Genomic DNA, 21,011 nt, shown 5'->3' with positions numbered 1-21,011 from the left:
GTCGTCAGAGCCACCTCTCGACAGCCACGATGAACTCTCCGCCGAGGATGACTGCGGCGTCAGCGCGCTCCCTTGTCTCATCCATGCGTCGGTAACGACGGGTGAAGGTGCCCCGACCTGTCGGCTTCAGTAGGTCGAGTTCGTGAGCAACCTGATTACGAGCGATGAAGAAGTCACTGAATCTGAAAAGTGAAGACTCGGACAGCGCGCCCGTGTCCGGGAGCCCGAGGGCCTTCCGAATCTCGATGAGTTCACTGTGGCCCTGCAGGCTGCCTTTAGTCAGGTCTGCGATGTACTGCTTGCGGAGCGCCTTCGTCGGGTCGGGGCTCATCAAGATCGACTTGGCCTTGGCGGGTTGCTCCGACGTGAGCCGTCCGCTGTAGCCCTTCAACGCGCCCTGTGCGGCGGGGTAGGTGTCCAAGAGTTTCGGCAATGCGTCTCGCACGAGTTGCTTCAATACGGCGTCCAGCCCTGCACCCGCGAAGACTAGAGCCGCGCGCAGCAGGTCCACCTCGGCGTGCGACAGACGAGCGATCGAGACACCGTCAACGACTTTCGCGTCCCGGACCGAATGCAAAGTCCCGAATAGGCCATCGATGCTGTCGTGTGCGCCTTTCAGCCTCCTGGCCGATTCGCGGGTCTGTCGCTTCGATGACGAGACCTTTAGCGGGGTCAAGCGAAGTCGCGGATTGGCGGCCATGACGGGACCATACAGCCAGATCTCTCCCTGCCCAGCGATGTCGGCCCTCCCCGGCAGAATTGATGGGCGCACGCGAGACGGTCGACGACACGAGGCCTCCGCGCCCCCGCCGAGCAGTTCATCCGCACCGAGGGCGGCGCGCGCAAGATCCTGCGCTGGTTCTACGAGCCGAGCGACGAGCGCGCCCTGGTCGACTTCGAAGGCTTCGTCGGCGCACTCGCCGAGCACGACTACCGCGGCTGGATCGTCGTCGAATCCGACCAGAGCCCCCACCCCGCCGAGAGCACGATGGTGGCGGTGGTACGTGCAGAAGGTGCTGCAGCCGCTGTTGGGGTGAGGTGGGGGCTCGGGCGGGGGGCGTGTGTCGGCAGGCGGGTCGCGTGGCTATGGCCGGGGAGGGGGTCGCGTGGCGTATCGGGCCCGGGGGGGCGGCTCCCTTCCTCCCCAGCGGGGCTTCTTCGCAAGTTGTCCCCGGGATGCCCTCAGAACCGGCGGGAATGTCGGAGGTCCTCGCTAGCATGCACACATGTCTTCTTCGGAGCCTTCTGTCGCACCGGAGGACGGGGCCGATGCCCTGTCCTCGGTGGTGATCGAGGTGCTCGCGGCGGACGCCGCCGTCGCCGCCGCCGAAGCGCGCCGCACCCGGGCGCTGGCCCGAGCAGGACACCTGGCTCTGCGAGAGATGGCGGGGCAACGGGCGTCGTCTCGCGAGGCAGAGCTGGCGATGCGCGAGGTGGCGTCCGAGCTCGCCGCGGCGCAGCACCTGTCGGATCGCACCGTGCAGGCGCAGATCTCTCGCGCCTTGGTCCTCACCGACCACCTCCCAGTGACCCTCGATGCCTGGGAATCGGGGCGGCTCTCGCGCGTGCATGTGCACGCGATCATGGATGCCGCGTCGGCGGTGCCGGTGGAGCGGAGGGCGGAGTTCGACGGGCTCGCCGCCGCCACCGCCGAGGGGTTGAGCCCGGGTCGATTGCGCTCTCGCCTCGCGATTCTCGCCGAGAGCGTGCAGCCGACGACTCTGACCGAGCGGCACCGCGCGGGTCGGGCGACCCGCGGGGTGCGCGTGGTTCCCGGCGAGAACGGCATGTCCGACCTCATCGCCACTCTCCCCACCGTGCTGGCGGTCGCGGTGCACGATCGGCTCACTCAGCAGGCTCGCGCGATCATCGACGCCCGCCAAGACCAGCCGGCACCGGCCGGGCCCGGCGTCCGCGCGGGCGCCGACGGCCCCCGTCCGCCGGCGGTCGACGGGCCCGCCTCCGCGTCGCCCCCTGGTCCGAGCGAACCCGATACACGGACGATGGACCACGTAAGGGCCGACGTGCTGGCAGACCTGCTTCTGACCGCGGCTCCCGACGCTGATCCCACGCGCACCGATGACGGCGCGGGGACGCTCGGCGCGATCCGCGCACGGATCCAGGTCGTCGTTCCCGCGCTGACGATGCTGAGGCCCGGACGGGAGAACGCGAACCCCGCGGAACTGGTCGGCCACGGGCCCATCGACGCCGACACCGCGGGCCGGCTCGCGGACGCGACCCGTGTCCCGTGGGACCGGGTCATCACTCACCCCATCACTGGCGCGGTCCTGCACACGGATACGTACCAGCGGACCGCGGCGATCGACCGCTATCTCCGCGCGCGCGACCGGCATTGTCGCTGGCCAGGCTGCACCGTTCCCGCCGTGCGCTGCGAGATCGATCACAACCACGACTGGGCTCGGGGCGGACGCACCGAGGTCTGCAACCTGTGCTGCTTCTGCCAGCGGCACCATACGCAGAAGCAGTTCACGAGATGGAAAGTTCGACAACTCGACGGCGGGGTGATGGAGTTCACGTCACCCACCGGCCGGGTCTACACCGACTCCCCTCACCCGTACCCACCGGGTGTCCGCTTCACCGAGGCGAGTGAGGAGTCACCGCCGCAGCCGGTGCCGCCACCGGTCGAGCGCGCGCCGTTCTGAGGGTGACGGATGGGTCAGCGCGGCAGCAACCCGGCCGCGCGGTAGATCGCGTCGACCGTGCGCATCGTGCCCACGGCGATGCGCGTCGAGCGGGCTGTCCGCGCCGGCGGTGAGCACGTCGCGCAGGTGCTCGAGCTGCCGGGCGTAGCTGTTCTCGGCCGGGTCCACCGCGACCTCGCGCAAGACCGTGCCGTCGGGCGAGGTCACGGTGAGCGTCGCTCCCCACTGCGGCACGATCACGCTCGTCGCGCGCAGCGCCGCCGCGCTGCGCGCGACACGGACCTCCATCGCGCCGGCGTCGTCACCGAGGAACGACGCGCGTACCGCGGCCGGGATGCCGCCGAGCAACCGCAGTTCGGCGTCGGTCCGCAGGTCGATGCGGGGGTCGGCGTCGTACGTCCGCGCCGACGCCGAGGCCACTTCGGGTTCGCCCCACGCCGCCCGGAGCAGATCGACCGTGTAGCAGCCGACGTCCATCACGGCCCCGCCGGCCAGGTCGCCGTCGAGGCGGATGTTGCCGGGCTTCACGACGAAGTGCGGGATGCTGAAGTCCACCTCGACCCGCTGCACGTCGCCGAGGACGCCCGACGCGATCGTGGCGAGGAGGTCCGCGATGAACGGATGCAGTCGATAGCGGAAGCCGACGAACGCGCGTCGGCCCGTGGCATCCGCCGTCTCCGCGATGACTGCGGCGGTGGTGCCGTTCGCCGACAGGGGCTTCTCGCACAGGACGTGCTTGCCGGCCTCGAGCGCCCGGATCGCCCACTCGGCGTGGACGATCGGCGGCAGCGCGAGGTAGACGAGGTCGACCCGCGGATCGGACAGTACCGCGTCGTAGTCGCCCCACGCGGGGAGGTCGAGGCGGTCGGCGAAGGCACGTGCCCGTTCCGGATCCCGCGCGCCGATGGCCACGACGTCGACCGCCCGCGACGGCTCGACCATCGCGCGCTCGGCGATGCCGCCCGCACCCAGGATGCCGATCCCGATCATGCCCGTCTCCCGTTCCTCATGGACGCTGCTCGCCCGTATGGGCGCCGCGCACTCCTGGTCCCTTTGGGTGAGAAACGCGATCCGCGGCGAGAAACAAGACGTCGTCACGTGTCTCGCCGTGAATCGCGTTTATCGCTGCAGGGCACCGCCCGCCGCGGCACCGCCCGCCGCTGCGCTTGCCGCCCCACTCCGCCGCGACGCGGGTCAGCCCTCGCCGTTGTAGTACGGCCAGGGGTTGATGCGGCGGTCGCCGCGGCGATCCGGGCCGGTGAGCGTGACCTCGCCGGTCGCGGCCCACTCGACGCCCCGCGGGAACATGCGGATGAACTCGATGCGCCGGAACGTGTCGATGTCGTGCCCGATCGTGATCGTGAACGAGCGGCCCGCGCCGTAGTCGTTGATCCACGCGAGCGGCTGCTCGGTGTTGATGCCCGGCAGCGCCGCGATGCCCTCCGCGGGGATGTCGACGGGGTAGTGCGACATGGGCCACACGGGCGCCTTCTCGTACGCTTCGAGGTCGTCGAACGTCGTCAGCAGCACCTGGGCGCCCTCGTACATCTGCACGCCGACGAGGATGTCGTCACCGGTGACGGTCCACGTGGCGTTGATGCCCTCGGTGATCGGATGCCGGGGCTCGGCGGTGTGCAGCTGCGCCTCGCCCCAGGGGCGGGGGCGGAGGCCCGTCTCCCACGCGCTGAGCTTGGCGCCGCGCATGACGTTGTACTCCTCGGGGTATCCCCACCGGTCCTCTTGGGCGGCGGAGCCGTGGAACCAGACGATGCCCTTGCCCTCGTCGTGCACGAACCGCAGGATCGCGGCATCCGTCTCCGCCCCGAACCCCGTCGCGACGTCGTGGTAGCCGTCGCGCCCCTCGAAGATCACGATGAGCACGTCGTACTTGTCGATCACGCCGGCCGGGAGCCCGCGCGGGTCCTCGACGACGCGGACCTTGAAGCGGCCCGTGTCCTCCAGCAGCGTCGTGATCCACTGGTTGTGCAGGCGGAAGCTGCGGTGCGCGTTGTCGTGCTCGATGGTCATGTGCCCCGAGAGGATGAGCACGTTCAGTACGTCGGTCATGGTCAGTCCTTGCGCGAGAACGCGGCGTCGAAGAGCTGGTGCGGCGGCGTGATCTCGCCGAGCTTGCGGACGAAGGCCAGCGCCTCGGGGCCCCCGACGAGGCGGTCCATGCCGGCGTCCTCCCACTCGACGCTCGTCGGACCGTCGTAGCCGATCGCATTGAGCGCGCGGAAGATCGGTTCCCAGGGCACGGCACCGTGCCCGGTCGAGACGAAGGTCCAGCCGCGCCGCGGGTTGTCCCACGACAGGTGCGACCCGAGCACGCCGTTGCGTCCGTCGAGATGGGTCACCGACTCCTTGCAGTGCACATGGAAGATGTGGTCGGCGTAGTCGAGCACGAACGCGACCGAGTCCAGCTGCTGCCAGACGAAGTGCGAGGGGTCGAAGTTGAACCCGAAACTCTTGCGGTGCCCGATCGCTTCCAGCGTCCTCTTCGCGGTCCAATAGTCGTAGGCGATCTCGGACGGGTGCACTTCGAGCGCGAAGCGCACCCCGACCTCCTCGAACACGTCGAGGATCGGATGCCACCGCTCGGCGAAATCCGCGTACCCTCGCTCGATCATGGCGTCGGAGGCCGGCGGGAACATCGCCACGTACTTCCAGATGCTGGATCCCGTGAACCCGGTGACCGTGGTCACGCCCAGCGCCGCGGCGAAGCGCGCCGTGTTCTTGAGGTCTTCCGCGGCGCGCTGCCGCACGCCCTCGGCATCCCCGTCTCCCCACACGCGCGAGGGCACGATGTCGCGGTGCCGCTCGTCGATGGGGTCGTCGCACACGGCCTGCCCGACGAGGTGGTTCGCGATGGTCCAGACCTTCAGGCCGTTGCGCTCGAGAATGTCGAGGCGCGACTGCACGTAGTCGGCGTCGTCCCAGCGCGAGACGTCGATGTGGTCGCCCCAGCAGGCGATCTCAAGACCGTCGTAACCCCACTCGCCCGCGAGCCGCGCGACCTCTTCGAAGGGCAGGTCGGCCCACTGGCCGGTGAACAGGGTGATCGGGCGTGCCATGACAAACCTTTCAGGGAACCGGAACGGGGGATGCCACGCTCGTCCACGCGGCGGCCGCGGACGAGCTGCGCTCCACGGCGTCGAGGACCCGCTGTACCGCGAGCCCCTCGGCGAACGAGGGGTGCGGGTCGGTGCCGGCGTGGATCGCGGAGACCAGGTCGACGACCTGGTGGGTGAAGCCGTGCTCGTAGCCGAGCATGTGCCCGGCGGGCCACCACGCGGCGACGTAGGGGTGCACGGCCTCGGTGACGAGGATCCGGGTGAAGCCCTGACGTCCCTCGGGCGCCGTGCGGTCGTAGAACCGGAGACTGTTGAGATCCTCGAGGTCGAAGGCGAGCGCCCCGCGGTCGCCCGACACCTCGATGGTGAGGGCGTTCTTGCGGCCGGTCGCGAAGCGCGTCGCCTCGAACGACGCCAGTGCCCCGTTGGACAGGCGTCCGGTGAAGATCGCGGCGTCGTCCACGGTGACCTCGCCGAACCCGTCACCGGCCGAGCCCGACAGCCCCGACCCGGCGGCCTGCAGCGGCCGCTGCTTCACGATCGTCTCGAGCGTGCCGGTGACGCTGTCGACGCCGAGACCGGTGACGAACTGGGTCATGTCGATGATGTGCGCGCCGATGTCGCCGAGCGCCCCCGAGCCGGCGTGCTCCTTCTGCAGGCGCCAGGCGAGCGGCATCCCGGGGTCGACGAGCCAGTCCTGCCGGTACGCGGCGCGCACCTGCTGCACCGTGCCCACGGCGCCCTCGGCGATCATGTCGCGCAGCAGCGTCACGGCCGGCACGCGACGGTAGGTGAACCCCACCATCGAGCGGACGCCTCGCGCCGCCGCGCGCTCCGCCGCCTCGGCCATCGCCTCGGCCTCGGTCACGGTGTTCGCCAGCGGCTTCTCGCACAGCACGTGCTTGCCGGCCTGGAGCGCCGCGATCGCGATCTCGGCGTGCGAGTCGCCCGGCGTGACGATGTCGACGATGTCGATGTCGGCGCGCGCGATGACCTCGCGCCAGTCCGTCGCGGATTCGGCCCAGCCCCATTTCGCGGCGGCGGATGCCACGGCATCCGCGTTCCGTCCGACGACCACCGCCATCTCCACCGGGCGCTCCAGGTCGAACACGTGCGGCGCCTGCCGCCACCCGACCGAGTGCGCCGCGCCCATGAAGCCGTAGCCGATCATCGCCACGCGCAGGGGGCGAGTCATGCCAGCACCAGCTCGCGCTCGACCGGAACCCGGTTCGTGACGTAGCGACCGGGGCCGCCGTCGACGCCCGGCATGATCTGCATGTAGAGCAGACGCATCGTCAGCACGACCTCGACGGTGATCGTCTCGCCCGCCGCGGGCGGCGTGTCGAGGTGGATCAGCACGTCGGGACGGTCGGCGACGAACCACAGGACGTCGGACTGCTCCGGCAGCTCCTCGATCCGGTACTCGCGGCCCTCGAGCGAGAAGCGCAGGTCCGCGGTCGGAACCGCGACGCCGTTCACGGTGGCGGCGACGCCGTCGACGGCCGACAGCCAGAGGCTGCGGTACCAGGGCAGTTGCACCGAGACCGAGAGGCCGTCGTCGGTGCGACGGACGTCCTTCTCGGCGAAGAGCGAGTTGTGGGTGGCCATGGGGGCTCCTAGGCGAACGTGTCGACGAAGTGCTCGTGCGCGACCGGGGGCACGGGCTCGAGCTTCTGCGTCGTCTCGGGGCTGTACGGGTGGTTCTTCGACGGAACCGGCTCGTCGGCCGGGGGCATGAAGACGGGCTTCCCGTCGTCGCCGAAGTACATCAGGTCGAGGTCGAACGCCCCCTGGTTCTTCAGGCCGAAGCTGACCCAGTTCTCCTCGAACGGGGCGCGAGCCAGCTCGTAGCAGCGGAACTTCCAGAACTTCCACTCGCCGTCCTGCTTGCGGAAGTCGATGGCGTACTTGCACCACACCCAGTGCGCCCAGACCTTCTTGCCGAGCACCTCGTCGGGCGAGTACATGTCGGGGAACGCTTCGGCGACCTTCGGGTCGGTGAGCCCCGACTCGGTGCCGGCCATCATCCAGACGCCCTTGGCGGTCTCGCCGTCGGCGGCGACCTCGATCACCGGGGTGTTGGTGGCGTGCAGGATGAGCTTGCCCTCGGGGTGGGGGCGACCGCGGTGATAGTCGGTGACGCTCTGCCACGTCGTGTACTGGCCGGCGTTGGTGTAGCGGGCGCGGATCCCCTCGGTCCCCTCCTTCACCCAGAGCGGGATGATCTGCTCGTCCTCGAACGCGTTGTGCAGGTACATGTAGCGGTTGAACAGGTTCTCGACCTGCCCCCGGTCCTCGGCGCGCTGCGCGAGGGCGTGGGCGGCTTCGACCTGTTCGCGCAGACGCGCGACCTCGGCGACGAGTTCGGCGACGGATGCTTCGGCGGTGGTGTTCGACACGGGTACTCCTTCGTACGCGATGGGGGTGTCAGGCCGGCTGGCGCGCGGCGACGGTCTCTTCGATGGCGGTGCGCATGAGCGCGTGCTGCTTCTTCACGAGGTCGATCGGGTCGCTCTCGCCGAGGTCGCTGAAGGCGTGTCCCTCCCACTCGCTGGAGAGGTAGCCCCGGTACCCGCCGATCACGAACTGCTTCACGATGCGCGGGATGTCCATGGCCGGCTCTTCGCCGTCGACGCCGATGTCGTAGAACTTCGCGTGGACGTGGAAGATCTGCGGCATGATGTCGAGCCATTCCTCCGGCGCGACGAGACCGTGCATGTTGAACGCGAGGCGCGTGAACGGACCGAAGCGCAGAGGGTCGACGCCCTCGCCCGAGAGGTAGTCCTCGAACTTCTGGTTGCGCACGTGCATGGGTGCCGGTTCATGCCAGATCTCGTCCATGACCGGGAAGTGCTTCTCGTCCATGCCCATCTGCCCGAGGGTGCGCAGCAGGGTCGGCGACAGGGAGTGCATGGTCGACGAGAAGTCGGCGGTGAAGCCGAGGCGGTCGCTGCCGAGCTCCTCGTACACTTCGCGGATCTCGAGCACCTTCGGGTCGTTGGGCCCCGAGGGCGCGTGGATCTCGTAGCCGAGCCTCTGGTCGTACTTCTCCGCCAGCGGCAGCAGGCGGCGGAGCAGCTCCTTACCGGCCGAGCGGATGACGACCGTCGTGAAGCCGAGCGTGTGCGCCGACTTCAGTTGGCGCGCGAAGAAGTCGTGCTCCTCGTCGGGGGTCATGTCGCGGTCCTTGCGACGGCCCATGTCGAGGTTCGTGCCCACCGCGCTGGCCTCGAGGCCGTACTTCTCGAGCGAGTCGAACCACAGCTTCACGAAGGCGTCGTCCACATCGGGGTACGACCGCAGCAGCTGGGCGAAGTTGAACTCCACCCCGGGGCCGATGCCCTGGTCGTGGACCTCGCGGATCAGCGTCTCGGGGGTGTACAGCCCCGCGGCGAACTCGCTCGTCATCGAGTAGAGGGTGGTCCCGAGCTGGATGCCGGTCCCGGCGATGCCGTCACTCATTACGCTCGTCCCTTCAGGCCCGCACGGCGTGCGACAGGTGGGTGTCGATGGCGCGCCGGGCCTCGGCGGCATCCGTGATCATGCGGGAGCCGGCGGCCTCGGCCGCCGTGCGCTGGATCGCCTGCTCGGCGCGGATGATCTCGAACGGGCTCTGCCAGTGGTTCCAGTGCCAGCCCTCGTACTCGCTCGAGACGGCGCCGCTGTAGCCGTTGTCGACGAGCAGGGTGATGAGGTCGGCGACGGGGACCGAAGGCTCCTGACCGTTCTCGTCGATGCCGAAGAACTTGCCGTGCACGTGCCGCACCCAGGGCATGATCTCGAGCCAGTCGTCCACGCGCGCCGGCCCGAAGAGCCCGGTGCCGTTGATGCCCATGTCGATGCCGAGGTCGGGGCGGCCGTACTGGTGGCCGAGGCCGATGAAGCGGCCGAAGCGCTGACCGTGGTCGGCCTGGTCGGCGGGCGGCCCCTGCTCGTAGTACTCGTCCCACAGGGAGACGACAGCGGTGAGCAGCTCCTCCGACGCGCCGCGGCGGCGGTACGCCTCGATCAGCGAGGGCGCGAAGCCGGTGACGGTGGCGCCCCAGTCCATCGTGAAGCCGAGGAAGGGCGAGCCGACCTTCTCGTAGCGGTCGCGGAGCGCCAGGATGCGCGGGTGCGAGGCGTACTGGTCGGCGTGCACCTCGAGCGCGAGGGTGACGCCGTACTCCTCGGCGATCGGGGCGAGGGCCTCCATCGAGTCGGGCTCGATCGAGATCTGCACCCGGGCGATCGGGAAGCCGAGCTTCGCTGCGGCGGCGAGCTGCTTGCGCATGTAGGCCAGCAGCTCGTCCTGGTTCATGAGCGCGTCGGGGCGCAGGCCGATGTCGGCGTTGACCGCGAGCGACGTGCGGACGAGTCCGACCTCGTCGATCAGGTCGGAGAAGCGCCCGGCGAAGTGGTCGTCGATCTCGGGGAACCCGCGGAAGCTCGAGAATCCGATGATCTCGAGGCCCGGCCCGAAGCCCTCCGCCGCGGTCTTGCGGATGAGCTGGTCGAGGTCGTACTCGCGGCCGTGGAAGGCGCGGGTGAAGCTGTACAGCGTGACGCCCTGGATCGGCGTGCCGAGAGCGGTCATGCCGCGACCTCCATCGTCTTGGTGTCGTGCTCTTCGATGTGGAGCACCTGGTCGTCGGCGATGATGATGTACGGGATGTAGAGCTCGAGGTCGACGCGCACCTCGTGCGCGCCGGCATCCACCGCCAGGTCTCCCGAGAGCACGGCCGAGTCGGTGGGGAACCACCACTCCTGCGTGTTCGACTTCATCTCGGCGAAGGTGAATTCCTCGCCGTTCATCTCCCAGCGGAGCGTCTCGGCCGGCGCCTCGGCGCCGTCGATTGTGAGCTTCGCCGCGGAGATGCAGGATGCCGGCAGCGCGCGGTACCAGGGGAGGCGGACTTCGACCGTCGCGCGTCCGTTGCGGGCACGCAGTGTGCCCTGTTCGATGATGCGATCCGGGATCACCGGGACCTCCTCGTCGGTGCGGCCGAAGCCGCAGACCTCTTTGTCTTGATTTCTACACTCTATTGTCTGATTTCTGCATAAGCAAGGATCAGATGAGGGATGCCGCGATCGCGCGGGCTCCGCGGACCGCTAGCGCCACGGACGTCACCGTGGGGTTGCAGGCCGTCGCCGTGGGGATGACGCCGTTGCCGGCAACGAACAGACCAGGGACGCTCCACACCTGGCTGTCGGGATCGCACACGCTCGTGCCGTCGTCGACCACGCCCATCCGCGTCGAGCCCTGATAGTGCAGCGACGACCCGAGCGGGAGGGTGAACGGCCGGTCGCCGACCGGATCGCCGATCGCCTCGGCCAGACGCACGATCTCCGCGCGGGCGCGTCCGATCACCTCCTGGTCGCGATCGGTGAGGAGGTAGTGGATGCGGGGAGCCGGCATCCCGTATCCGTCGACATGGACGTCGTCGAACTCGACGCGGTCGTCGGCCCGCAGATCCTTCGCGCAGAACAGACCCAGCCCGACGATCGAACCGGGGACGACCGGGTCGTCCTCGGCGAGCGCGATGGGCGAGGCGTCGAGCTGCATGATCTGCCCGTGGAACGGCAGGGCGTCCGTGAAGGGCACCCAGCTGACCCCGCTGTACTCGGCGAGCCCGGTGGTCGGGGCATCGGCCCCGAGCGGGGCGACATCGCGCAACCGCGAGGCGAACACCACCTGCGCCTGGTCGTTGAGGTAGCGTCCGAGCGCTGCCGGTCGAATGCCCGAGGCCCACAGCAGCTGAGGGGTGCGCAGCGCATCGGCGGCCACGACCACGGCGCGCGCCGCGACCTCGTGCTCCCCGCCCGAGCGCAGGTCGCGGACGACGACGCCCGCGGCGCGTCCGTCGGCGCGCACCACCGAGGTCACCAGCGACTCGTCGAACAGCGAGAACGCGGGGTTCTCGCGCGTCACGTCGCCCAGTACCACGTCCGACCCCGACCAGACGAGGCGACCGTCGTCGCGCCGGTGCACGGCGAGCGGCATCCGCTGCACCCGGGTCGCCTCCGCGCGACCGGCGTCGACCGCGGCCGCCAACCTCTCGCGCACGATCTCGCCGAACGGGGCGGAGTCGAAGGCGTTCCGCGTGACTCCGAGGAGACGCTCCGCTTCGACGAGGAGCTCATCCATGTCGGGGAGGAACGCGATGCGCTCGCTCTCGTTCGGCCACGGGCACGCGCCGGTCCAGTGGGCGGCCATGCCGCCCACGTTGCTGGACATCGCCGCGACCGGCAGGCCGTCCTCCCCCTCGAAGACATAGCCGTCGTCGAGCAGGAACGTCCCGGGACGTGCCCCGCGCACCCCCGCCTTGGCGGCGCCGGGGCTGGCGACCTTCGTCCCCCGCTCCCCCGGCCCTTCCGAGGCGGCCTGCGCGCGCGCACGGGTGTCGGGATCGCCGATGTTCTTCACGTGGGCACCGGGCGGGTCCGACAGCGTCGGTCCCACCTCGAACATCGCGATCGAGAGGCTCGGCGCACGCTCCGACAGGATGCGGGCGTAAGCGGCGCCGGTGGGCCCGCTGCCCACGATGACGACGTCGACGGCCGCGGGATACCGGCGCGCGTTCATGCCGCGCGCGCGATCTCGACCACGTGGGTGACGGATGCCTCGGACGCGGTGGTCGGGTAGTACTCCAGCCCGACCGGCCCGTCGTAGCCGCTCGCGCGCAGGAGGCGGAAGCGCTCGGCCCAGTCGAGGTCGCCCGTGCCCGGCTCCCCGCGCCCCGGGGCGTCGGCGAGCTGCACGTACCGGATGAGGTCGCCCGCGTTCGCGAGCTCGGCCGCCATGTCCTCGCCCTCCACGGCCGAGTGGTAGATGTCGTACAGCACGCCGAAGTACGGCGAGTCGACACCGCGGGCGACGAAGACGGCCTCCGCGGTGCGGTCGAGCAGCGAACCCGGGTGGTCGACACGGACGTTCACCGGCTCGAGCACGAGCGTGATCCCCGACCCGTCGATCTGCGCGATCGCCTTCCGATAGATCTCGACGAGCTTGTCGAGCTGGACCTGCCGCTTCCAGCCGCCGAACCCGGTGCCGCTGCCGACGACCATGCGCGGGCAGCCGAGGTCGCGGGCGATGGCGACGCCCTCGTCGAGCTTGCGGAAGAACTCGGAGTGGTCCCACGGCGGGATCATGAACTGCGTGCGCGGCTCGGCCAGCTGCGCGGTGAGCCGTGTGCCGGTCTCCTCCAGCGCGGCCTTGAGGGCCGGGAGGTCCTTGGGCGTCGCGGGGGCGTCCACACCGGTGGGACCCCACATCTCGACGGCGTCGAAGCCGGCCGCGGCCACCGCGCGCACACGATCGTGGTAGTCGCCGGCCTCGGTGAAGAGCAGTTCGATGTTGGGGGCGAGCTGGTACATGGGGGTTCCTTTCGTTGTGCGGGCGCGACGACCGATGGATGCCAGTCGTCCTGGCATCCATCGGGGTGCGCCCTAGCCCTTGAGGCCGCCGGCGAAGCCCTGGATGAAGCGCTTCTGCGCGAAGAGGTAGAAGGCGAGGATCGGCACCATCGAGACGATGACGATCGCGAAGATCTGATTCCAGGCCGACACCAGCGAGCCGATGTAGTAGTACATGGCGACCGGCAGGGTCTGGTTGGCGGAGCCGCCGAGGAAGATCAGCGACGTGAAGAAGTCGTTCCACACGATGAGGCCCGCGAGGATCGCGACGGTGCCCGTGGCGGGCGACATCAACGGCAGGACGATGCGGAAGAAGATCTGCGTGCGGGTGGCGCCGTCGATGGTGGCTGCCTCTTCGTACTCGGTGCCCAGACCCCGGAAGAACCCGGCATACAGGAAGATCGCCAGCGGCAGCAGCATCCCCGTGTAGAGGATGATCATGCCCCAGGCCGAACCGGTGAGCCCGAGCGAACGCGCACCGATGTACAACGGCACGGTGCCCAGCTGCGTCGGCAGCACGATCGCCACCAGGAACAGGTAGTAGACGGCACGACTCCAGCGGCGGGTGCTGCGGGCGATCACGTAACCGGTGAGCGACCCGAGCAGCACCATCAGCACGATGCTGCCCGCGGTGATCACGATGCTGTTGACGAGCCCCATCACGACGTTCGAGTTGCCGGTGGCCGTCAGCACCTTGATGAAGTTGCCGAAGTCCGGAGCGGCCGGGGGCGCGAGCGTCGAGGAGGTGATGACCTCGCGGTCGGACTTCAGCGCCGTCGTCACGAGGAAGTAGAACGGCAGGAGGAACACCAGCGCGAGGAGCCAGAAACCGAACTCGCGGAGGGCGGTGAGCTTGGTGTAGCGGAACATGTCAGGACTCCTCGGAACGGCCGGCGGTCACGCGCTGCTGCACGACGGCGAAGACCAGGATGATGAGCGTGAGCAGGAGGGCGAGTGCCGCGCCGTACCCGAAATTGCCGAGGGCGAACGACTGCTTGTACACCTGCGTCGCCAGGGTCTCGGTCGCCGCGGCGGGGCCACCACCGGTGAGGGCCATGATCTGGTCGAACACGCGCAGGCCGTTGACGAGACCGAGGGTCGTGGCGATCGCGACGGCGGGGCGGATGGACGGCAACGTCACGTGCCAGAAGCGCTGCCAGAGGTTCGCCCCGTCGATGGCGGCGGCCTCCTCGATCTCGACGGGCACAGCGGCGAGTCCGGCCATGTAGATCACCATCGCGAAACCGATGTTCTGCCAGACCAGAACGATGAGGATCGTCCAGATCGCCCAGGTGGGGTCGGCCACCCACGCGCGGGCGAGATCGCCGAGGCCGACTCCGCGCAGCGCGAGGTTCAGCGGACCGTTGTAGTCGAAGATGAACTTCCAGATGTACGACGTGGCCAGCGGGCTCAGCACGACCGGCATGAAGAAGAGAGTGCGCAGGATGTAGCGCGACTTCAGCCCGCGATTGAGCCCGAGCGCGAACCCCAGGCCGAGGACGTTGCTGAGGATCACCGACCCGAATGCGAGGAAGAGGGTGTTCCAGAGGGCGCCGAGCTTGGTGGGGTCCTGGAAGATCTTGACGAAGTTCTCGAGCCCGATCAGCTGGAAGGCGCCGATGCCGGTCCAGTTCGTGAAGGCGAAGAATCCGCCGACGCTCGTGGCGACATAGTGGATGCCGATGACGAAGACGATGCCGGGGAGGGCCCACCACCAATAGCCGAACTTCAACAGCCCCGACCGTCGGGGAGACGGTACCCGGCGCCGTCCTCGGCGCGGGAGGACCACCCGCTCGGTCTCGGTCCGAGCAGCCTCGCTCGATCGAAGGGTTGTGCTCATGACGTCCTCGTCTCCGTGGGGAAGGGTGCGGCTCCGCCGCCCGGGTCCCTCGGGGTCCCGGGCGGCGGAGGAGGTCAGTTGCCCCAGGCGGCGTCCATGCTCTGGAGCACCTGGTCGATGGTGGTCTGCCCGGTGAGCAGCCCCTGACCACCGACCTGCAGCGCCTCGTACACCGACGGGTTGGGCCAGATGTTGTTCGGCAGCGGCGTGTACTGCTTGTTCTTCAGCAGATCAGCCACCGGCGCGTAGATGGTGCCGGTCAGGTCGAGCGTGTCGAAGGCCGACACGGGCAGCTCGCCCGAGAGCTCGTAGTAGCGCTGCTGCTGCGCCGGCTCGGCCATCCAGGCGAGGAAGTCCTGGGCGGCCTGCTTGTTTTTGGCCTTGGCGTTGATCGACAGGGTGTAGTTGGAGCTGCCGAGCACCATCGGCTTGCCGCTCTTGGCGGGGAAGGGCTCGACGGCGAACTCGGCCTCGGCGGGCGCGGCCTTGGAGATCTCGACCGCCGCACCCGACGGGATGAAGCTGCCGACGGAGGTGCCCTGCGCCAGACCGTTGGTGATGGCGTCGAAGCCGCCGCCCTCGGCGCCGGGCTGGAAGCAGCCGGCGTCCTTCAGGTCGATGAAGGTCTGGAGGGCGTCCTTCCAGCCCTGGCTGTCGGCGAAGGTGGTCTTCCCGTCCGCGCGCTGCGCGTTCCAGTCGGGCGTCGACGAGTAGACACGGGTCGCCGCGATGCCCTGGATGGTGAGACCGACGTTCGGACCGGCGGCGCCGGCGAGGGCGAGGAGCGACGCGCCCTGGCTCTGCAGCGACGAGCAGGCCGACGTGAGCTCGCTCATGGTGGTCGGGAATTCGGTGAGGCCCTTCATCTTGGCCGTTCCGAGACTCGCGACGACCGCGCCGATCGTGAAGTCCAGGGGCTGGCCGTAGACCTTGTCGTCGATGGTGTACACCGACTCGCTGCCGGGGATGATGAGGTTCTTGGCGGTGTCGCCGAGCGGCTCGAGGAAGCCGGCCTCGGCGAGCGGGATGATCCCCCGGGCGTCGCCCGAACCCGGGGTGGTCTGGATGACGTCGGAGGCGTTGCCGGCCTGCAGCTGCGTGCGGATGGTCTCGCCGTACTTGTCGTTGGGGGTGGGGTTGGTCGTGATGGTGACGCCCTCGTGCTGCTCCTGGTACTCGTTGGCGAGGGTCTGGTACGGGCTCTCCAGGTTGTTCGAGGTGGCGAACGTGAACGTGAACGACTTCCCATCACCCGAGCCGGCGTCGCCGCCGCCCGAGCCGGAGCATCCGGCGAGGACCAGGGCTGCGGTGGCGGGGAGAGCAAGGAGACTTACGAGCCGCGTGACGCGACGGCGGGGTTGAGTCATGGCCAGCCTTTCTGACGACGTTGTCGGCGGCCCCTTCGGTGGAGCGCCTGTGCTGTGATCCTCAGTATCGAGGCGATGCGCCGAAAAAGCACATAAGTCTTGCGGATGGAGCGCATAAGGCCCGACGAGCGGATGGCATCCACCCACGCGATGCCGAGGGTGCGTCGCATAGACCCCGTGGATACACTGAGCCGGACGCATATCCGAGCGAAGGATCACACCGTGGTGACCGATCATGCGACCCTGTCGCGCCTCGACCTCAACCTCCTCATCGCGCTCGACGCCCTGTTGACCGAGCGCAGCGTGACGCGTGCGGCGGAGAGTCTGCACCTCAGCCAACCGGCACTGAGCGCCTCGCTCGCGCGGCTGCGCACCCACTTCAACGACCAGATCCTCGCCCGACGCGGCAACACGTACGAACTGACCCCGTTCGCGGTGCGCCTCACCGATCACACGAGCACGGCGCTCGAGGCGGCGCGGCGGGTGTTCGAGAGTCAGGCGTCGTGGTCACCGGCGGAATCGACCCGCGAGTTCTCCATCTACGGCTCGGACTACGGCTTCGTCACCGTCGGAACCGTGGTCTCCCAACTGGCGGCCGAACAGGCCCCCGGTGTGCGGTTCCGCTACATGCTGCACAACCCCGGGATCGTGGAGGACGCCGCGAACCGCCTGCGCTCGGCCGACGCGATGGTGATCCCGCATGGACCGGTGTCGGAACTGCCCTACATCGACCTCTGGCAGGACGACTGGCTCGCCGTCGTCGCCGACGACAACGACGAGGTGGGCGACGCGCTCACGATGCAGAACCTCGCGGACATGCCGTGGGTGCTCACCTTCCAGTCGCGATCGGCCTTCACCTCGGCCGCGCGCCAGATCCAGCAGCTCGGCGTCGAGCCCCACATCGAGGTCGTGCTGGAGAGCTTCCTCTCGGTGGGGCATTTCGTCAGCGGCACACGTCGGGTCGGCCTCGTCCAGTCGGCTCTCGCCCCGCACCTGCTGCGCATCGGCGGCATCCGGGTGGTGCCGCTCCCCTTCGCCGCCACGCCCATCGTGAGCGCCCTGTGGTGGCATCCCTCGCACAACCGCGACCCGGAGCACGAGTGGATGCGCGGACTCTTCGCCGAGGCCGGTCGCAGGATCGCCGCGGGGCACGCGCCGCACTGACCACGCTCCGTCGCGGGGCGCCCGCATCACGAGAAGTGATGGAGCGCATCCGGATGCCACCGCGTCCATCGATGGCCGTCCCCGGGGTCGGAGGGCTACTTTCAGAATCAGAACCAGCGTACTGATTCTGAAACCGTACGTTCGTCGACCGCCCGTTGTCTGCTCAGAGAGGAGCACGCCTTGGCACACCCGTGGAGGATCCTGATCGTCGGTGCCGGGATCGGAGGCTTGAGCACGGCCTCGGCCCTCGCCCGCATCGGCGCGCACGTCGATGTCATCGACGACAAGCCCGAGATCAGCGTCGCCGGCGTCGGGTTCGGGCTGCGCATCAACGGCCTCCGGGCGGTGCGCGACATCGGCCTCCTGGACGACGTCCTCGCCATCGGCCACGCGGCGCCCGGAATCGACAACTACGACGCCGACGGCACGCTCCTCAGCACCATGAGCTACGGCTCGCAGGACGAGGGGCTCCCCGGCTGCGTGACGATGTCGCGGATCGCCTTCCTGGAGCTCGCCGCGAAGCACGCCCGCGACAACGGCTGCACGTTCCGGATGAGCACGACCGTGACCGACATCGAGCAGGATGCCGACAAAGCCACCGTCACGTTCAGCACGGGCGACCGCGCCGACTACGACCTCGTGCTCGGCTTCGACGGCCTCCACTCGCAGATCCGCCGCGACTACTTCGGCGAAAAGTACGGGCCCCGACCGGTCGGCGGGGTGGCGTGGCGCGCGGGCCTGCCGAACCGCCGCAAGATCATGCAGCCCATCATCTGCCAGGGCTACGGCGGCAAGATCATGCTCACGCCCCTGTCGGAAGACCTCATGTACATGGTGCTCACCGTGGCGGAAGAGGGACGCCCGCGTTACGACACGAGCAGGATGGCCGAGATCATGCACGATCGCGCGGCCGCGCTCACCCGCGGATCGGAGTTCCTGGCCGATGCGCTTGAAGACGTGCGCCACGCCGAGAACGTCGCCTACACGCCCTACTCCACCGTGTGGGTGCCCTACCCGTGGTTCCGCGGCCGCGTGATGATCCTCGGCGACGCGGCCCACACGATGACGCCGTACCTCGGATCCGGCGCGGCCATGAGCATCGAGGACGGCGTCGTGCTCGCGCAGGAGCTCGCGAAGGACCAGTCCCTGGTCGACGCTCAACTGAACTTCATGAAGCGTCGGCTTCCGCGCGTGCGTGCCGTCCACGAGCGGTCGATCGAGTCGATGCTCGAGGAGTTCGACTCCGTCACCGAGGAGACCTACCGCGCCCGCATCGACCACCTCCGCCACGACGAGCCGATCGCCAACGAGTACGCGAACCGCCTCCTGCGGATGCCCTACTGAGACCCTCTGAGGAGACGCACGTGTCGCACACACCCACCCGCACCCTTGTCGTGGATGCCGCCCGCGAGAGCTCCTTCCGCCCGCTGAACGGCGTCGGCGGCATCCCCGGCCCCGCCGACGGCTATCCGCAATTCCCCGACATGACGCCGTTGTGGCGCGAAGCGGGGGTGACGGTCGTCCGCTCGTTCGACTGGGTCTCGCGCCTCGACACCCGCGACAACCCCACGAGCCTCTTCCCCGAGTGGAGCGCCGACCCCGACGACCCGGCGAGCTACAACTTCGCCGCCACCGATCTGTGGGTCGAGGCCGTGCACGCGATCGGCGCCGAGGTGATGTTCACGGTGGCGAGCTCCATCCCGCAGAACAAGCTTCCGGCCGAGGACGTCGAGGTGTACGGCCGGGTCGTCGAGCACATCGTCCGCCACTACTCCCAGGGGTGGGCCGGCGGACCCGCGAAGCCCGTCCGCATCTACGAGTTCGGCGACCAACCCGACTTCGGGCCCCTGCACTTCGCGGGGCGACCCGAGGAGTTCTACGCGATGTACCGCGCATTCTGCGCCGCCGTGCAGCGCGTGGACCCGACGTTGACGGTCGGCGGGCCGGCCACCGCGTTCCCCCTCGAGGCCGACGCGCCCTACCGCGAGGGATTCCTCGCGTTCGTGCGCGAGAACGACCTGCCCCTGGACTTCTTCTCGTTCCTCTGGTTCACCGACGGCAGCCGCGACCCCCTCGACTACCGCTACGTCGCCCGGGAGCTGCGCGCGCTGCTCGATCGGCACGGGTTCACCGACACGGATCTGACGCTGTCGTACTGGAACTACCTCGCGGTTCCCAGCAGCACCGCCCCCGCCGCGGAGAAGGGCGCGTTCCAGGCGGCGACGGCGATCTACCTGCAGGACACGGTGATCGACCACGCGTTCTTCTTCCGCGCCGACAGCGGCCGCGACCCGCACTACGGCTTCGTCGATCCGGGGGGCGTCGGCGACGTGGATGGGCGACCGGACGAGCGTTCCCGCGCGCTGGCCCTGGCCGGACGCGCGCTCACCGGGCGGCGCCTCGCCGTCTCGGGCGGGGACGAGTCGGGTCTGGCTGTCGCCGCCGGCCGCGAGGGCGACACCGTGCGGGTGCTGGTGGCGAACTACGTCGCCCCCGACAGCGCGCTCGCCCCGCGCGACGAGGACCGCTTCGCCTTCCGTATCCCGATCGGGGAGCAGCGGATCGAACTGGGGCTGACCCTGCCCCCGCAACGCCCCGATCTGGCATCCGCCGGAGCGGAGTCCGTGCGTATCGAGGTGCAGAACCTCCCCTGGACGGATGCCACGGTGCACGCCACGATCACATCCCTGGACGGGGTGGTCGACGGTCCGCGCGCGGTCGCGGTGTCCGGGGCGGGTACGGTGCACATGGACATCGCTCTGGCCCCGCAGACCGTCTTCCTCCTGGAGCTCACGGCCTGACCCACGGAACGCAGCGACGTGAGCGAGAGCGGAGAGCGATGGAGGAACGACCCTCGATGAGCGGCCTTTCGGAACCCAAGCAGCAGCGCAGCCGCGACTCCTTCGCCAAGGTGCGCGCCGCCGTGCTCGATCTCCTCCACGAACGTGGAACGGGCCAGTTCTCGCTCGCGGAGGTCAGCGCCCGGGCCGAGGTGTCCATCGGCTCGATCTACGGTCGGGTTTCCGGCAAAGCGGATCTGCTGCGGGTCGTCCAGGCTCAGGAATTCGACCGCCTCGACTCCGAGACCGAGGAGCGCGTGGGCGCCGCCGGCGTGGGCGCCGCGTCCCTCGCCACCGCGACGGCCGAGATCGTCACCGCCTACGCGCAGGTCCTACGGGAGAACCGCGACCTGCTCTCCCCGTTCTTCCTCCTGGGGGTGGAGGATGCCGAGATCCTCGCGCGTGGGCGCGTGTCCGGTGATGGCGGGCAGGCGATCTTCGTCCGCGCGCTGCTCGCGGCCGCCTCGGAACAGGGCGTCGCGCTGTCGACGCAGAGCGCCACCTGGGCGTTCGAGATCTTCTACAGCCTGTGCGTGCGCTATCTCGGCCTCGGCGTGACGGCGACCGCGAGCCCGCACGACACCTATGCCTGGCCGGACCTTCTCGACCGTCTCGCGCGCACGGTGTACCTGACGATCGCGGCGGACTGACGGCAGCAGCGCCCCGCA

General features: G+C 69.3%; 20 protein-coding genes. 5 read left to right on the top strand and 15 right to left on the bottom strand.

Translation table 11 applies throughout. The features are described 5' to 3' along the window. Positions 1 to 4: 4 nt before the first annotated feature. Positions 5 to 973: a hypothetical protein gene (locus BW982_RS10840; RefSeq protein WP_139327414.1), complete on the bottom strand. Its 969-nt coding sequence runs from the start codon at positions 971 to 973 to the stop codon at positions 5 to 7. A 253-nt stretch (positions 974 to 1,226) separates the two neighbouring features. Between BW982_RS10840 and BW982_RS10835 the strand changes: the two genes are divergently transcribed. Continuing rightward, positions 1,227 to 2,663, top strand: coding sequence for an HNH endonuclease (locus BW982_RS10835; protein WP_076493106.1), 1,437 nt, complete (start codon positions 1,227 to 1,229; stop codon positions 2,661 to 2,663). Here the strand turns inward: BW982_RS10835 and BW982_RS10830 are convergent. The 14 genes from BW982_RS10830 to BW982_RS10765 all read right to left on the bottom strand — a co-directional run bounded on the left by BW982_RS10830 (position 2,616) and on the right by BW982_RS10765 (position 16,339). Further along, positions 2,616 to 3,653 (bottom strand): Gfo/Idh/MocA family protein, encoded by a 1,038-nt coding sequence (locus tag BW982_RS10830; RefSeq protein ID WP_254845577.1) that lies wholly within the window; start codon positions 3,651 to 3,653, stop codon positions 2,616 to 2,618. The two genes, BW982_RS10835 and BW982_RS10830, sit on opposite strands and share 48 nt — an antisense overlap. A gap of 204 nt (positions 3,654 to 3,857) precedes the next feature. Further along, a complete protein-coding gene (locus tag BW982_RS10825; RefSeq protein ID WP_076493105.1) occupies positions 3,858 to 4,730 on the bottom strand; it encodes a ThuA domain-containing protein in 873 nt (290 codons plus the stop codon). 2 nt (positions 4,731 to 4,732) lie between these two features. Beyond that, positions 4,733 to 5,737, bottom strand: a complete 1,005-nt coding sequence (locus BW982_RS10820) for a sugar phosphate isomerase/epimerase family protein (RefSeq protein ID WP_076493103.1) — start codon at positions 5,735 to 5,737, stop codon at positions 4,733 to 4,735. Positions 5,738 to 5,747: 10 nt separating this feature from the next. After that, positions 5,748 to 6,932 (bottom strand): Gfo/Idh/MocA family protein, encoded by a 1,185-nt coding sequence (locus tag BW982_RS10815; protein ID WP_076493102.1) that lies wholly within the window; start codon positions 6,930 to 6,932, stop codon positions 5,748 to 5,750. Then, positions 6,929 to 7,345, bottom strand: coding sequence for a C-glycoside deglycosidase beta subunit domain-containing protein (locus BW982_RS10810; protein ID WP_076493100.1), 417 nt, complete (start codon positions 7,343 to 7,345; stop codon positions 6,929 to 6,931). Before BW982_RS10810 ends, BW982_RS10815 begins: the two co-directional genes overlap by 4 nt. 8 nt (positions 7,346 to 7,353) lie before the next feature. After that, positions 7,354 to 8,136: a nuclear transport factor 2 family protein gene (locus BW982_RS10805; RefSeq protein ID WP_076493099.1), complete on the bottom strand. Its 783-nt coding sequence runs from the start codon at positions 8,134 to 8,136 to the stop codon at positions 7,354 to 7,356. A 28-nt stretch (positions 8,137 to 8,164) separates the two neighbouring features. Further along, positions 8,165 to 9,199: a sugar phosphate isomerase/epimerase family protein gene (locus BW982_RS10800; protein WP_076493097.1), complete on the bottom strand. Its 1,035-nt coding sequence runs from the start codon at positions 9,197 to 9,199 to the stop codon at positions 8,165 to 8,167. Between the two features lie 13 nt (positions 9,200 to 9,212). Continuing rightward, a complete protein-coding gene (locus BW982_RS10795) occupies positions 9,213 to 10,313 on the bottom strand; it encodes a sugar phosphate isomerase/epimerase family protein (protein ID WP_076493096.1) in 1,101 nt (366 codons plus the stop codon). Further along, on the bottom strand, positions 10,310 to 10,699 hold the full coding sequence (locus tag BW982_RS10790; RefSeq protein ID WP_076493094.1) for a C-glycoside deglycosidase beta subunit domain-containing protein: 390 nt from the start codon (positions 10,697 to 10,699) through the stop codon (positions 10,310 to 10,312). The genes BW982_RS10795 and BW982_RS10790 overlap by 4 nt, the downstream gene beginning before the upstream one ends. Before the next feature lie 88 nt (positions 10,700 to 10,787). After that, the gene (locus BW982_RS10785) at positions 10,788 to 12,302 is read right to left on the bottom strand and encodes a GMC oxidoreductase (RefSeq protein WP_076493093.1); all 1,515 of its coding nucleotides are present in this window, start codon (positions 12,300 to 12,302) and stop codon (positions 10,788 to 10,790) included. Further along, a complete protein-coding gene (locus tag BW982_RS10780) occupies positions 12,299 to 13,093 on the bottom strand; it encodes a TIM barrel protein (protein ID WP_076493091.1) in 795 nt (264 codons plus the stop codon). Before BW982_RS10780 ends, BW982_RS10785 begins: the two co-directional genes overlap by 4 nt. Before the next feature lie 72 nt (positions 13,094 to 13,165). Beyond that, entirely contained in the window at positions 13,166 to 14,002 is an 837-nt protein-coding gene (locus tag BW982_RS10775) for a carbohydrate ABC transporter permease (protein WP_076493090.1), read from the bottom strand. 1 nt (position 14,003) lies between these two features. Continuing rightward, positions 14,004 to 14,972: a carbohydrate ABC transporter permease gene (locus tag BW982_RS10770; protein ID WP_076493088.1), complete on the bottom strand. Its 969-nt coding sequence runs from the start codon at positions 14,970 to 14,972 to the stop codon at positions 14,004 to 14,006. 74 nt (positions 14,973 to 15,046) lie between these two features. Further along, positions 15,047 to 16,339 carry an extracellular solute-binding protein gene (locus BW982_RS10765; RefSeq protein ID WP_076493087.1) on the bottom strand — a complete coding sequence of 431 codons (1,293 nt, stop codon included), beginning with the start codon at positions 16,337 to 16,339 and terminating at the stop codon, positions 15,047 to 15,049. 225 nt (positions 16,340 to 16,564) lie between these two features. On the opposite strand from BW982_RS10765, the gene BW982_RS10760 reads away from it, so the two are divergent. From BW982_RS10760 to BW982_RS10745, 4 genes are all read left to right on the top strand, one after another. Next, positions 16,565 to 17,503, top strand: a complete 939-nt coding sequence (locus BW982_RS10760; protein WP_076493689.1) for a LysR family transcriptional regulator — start codon at positions 16,565 to 16,567, stop codon at positions 17,501 to 17,503. A 180-nt stretch (positions 17,504 to 17,683) separates the two neighbouring features. Next, positions 17,684 to 18,847, top strand: a complete 1,164-nt coding sequence (locus tag BW982_RS10755) for an FAD-dependent monooxygenase (protein ID WP_076493085.1) — start codon at positions 17,684 to 17,686, stop codon at positions 18,845 to 18,847. A gap of 20 nt (positions 18,848 to 18,867) precedes the next feature. Further along, the gene (locus BW982_RS10750) at positions 18,868 to 20,304 is read left to right on the top strand and encodes a GH39 family glycosyl hydrolase (protein ID WP_076493084.1); all 1,437 of its coding nucleotides are present in this window, start codon (positions 18,868 to 18,870) and stop codon (positions 20,302 to 20,304) included. Positions 20,305 to 20,360: 56 nt separating this feature from the next. After that, positions 20,361 to 20,993: a TetR/AcrR family transcriptional regulator gene (locus tag BW982_RS10745; protein ID WP_076493082.1), complete on the top strand. Its 633-nt coding sequence runs from the start codon at positions 20,361 to 20,363 to the stop codon at positions 20,991 to 20,993. Positions 20,994 to 21,011 lie beyond the last annotated feature (18 nt).

Origin of the sequence: Microbacterium sp. RURRCA19A, from assembly GCF_900156455.1 — a bacterium.
Lineage (GTDB): Bacteria > Actinomycetota > Actinomycetes > Actinomycetales > Microbacteriaceae > Microbacterium.
Note: the sequence above shows the minus strand (reverse complement) of the source record. Positions and strands in the feature narration are given on the sequence as shown.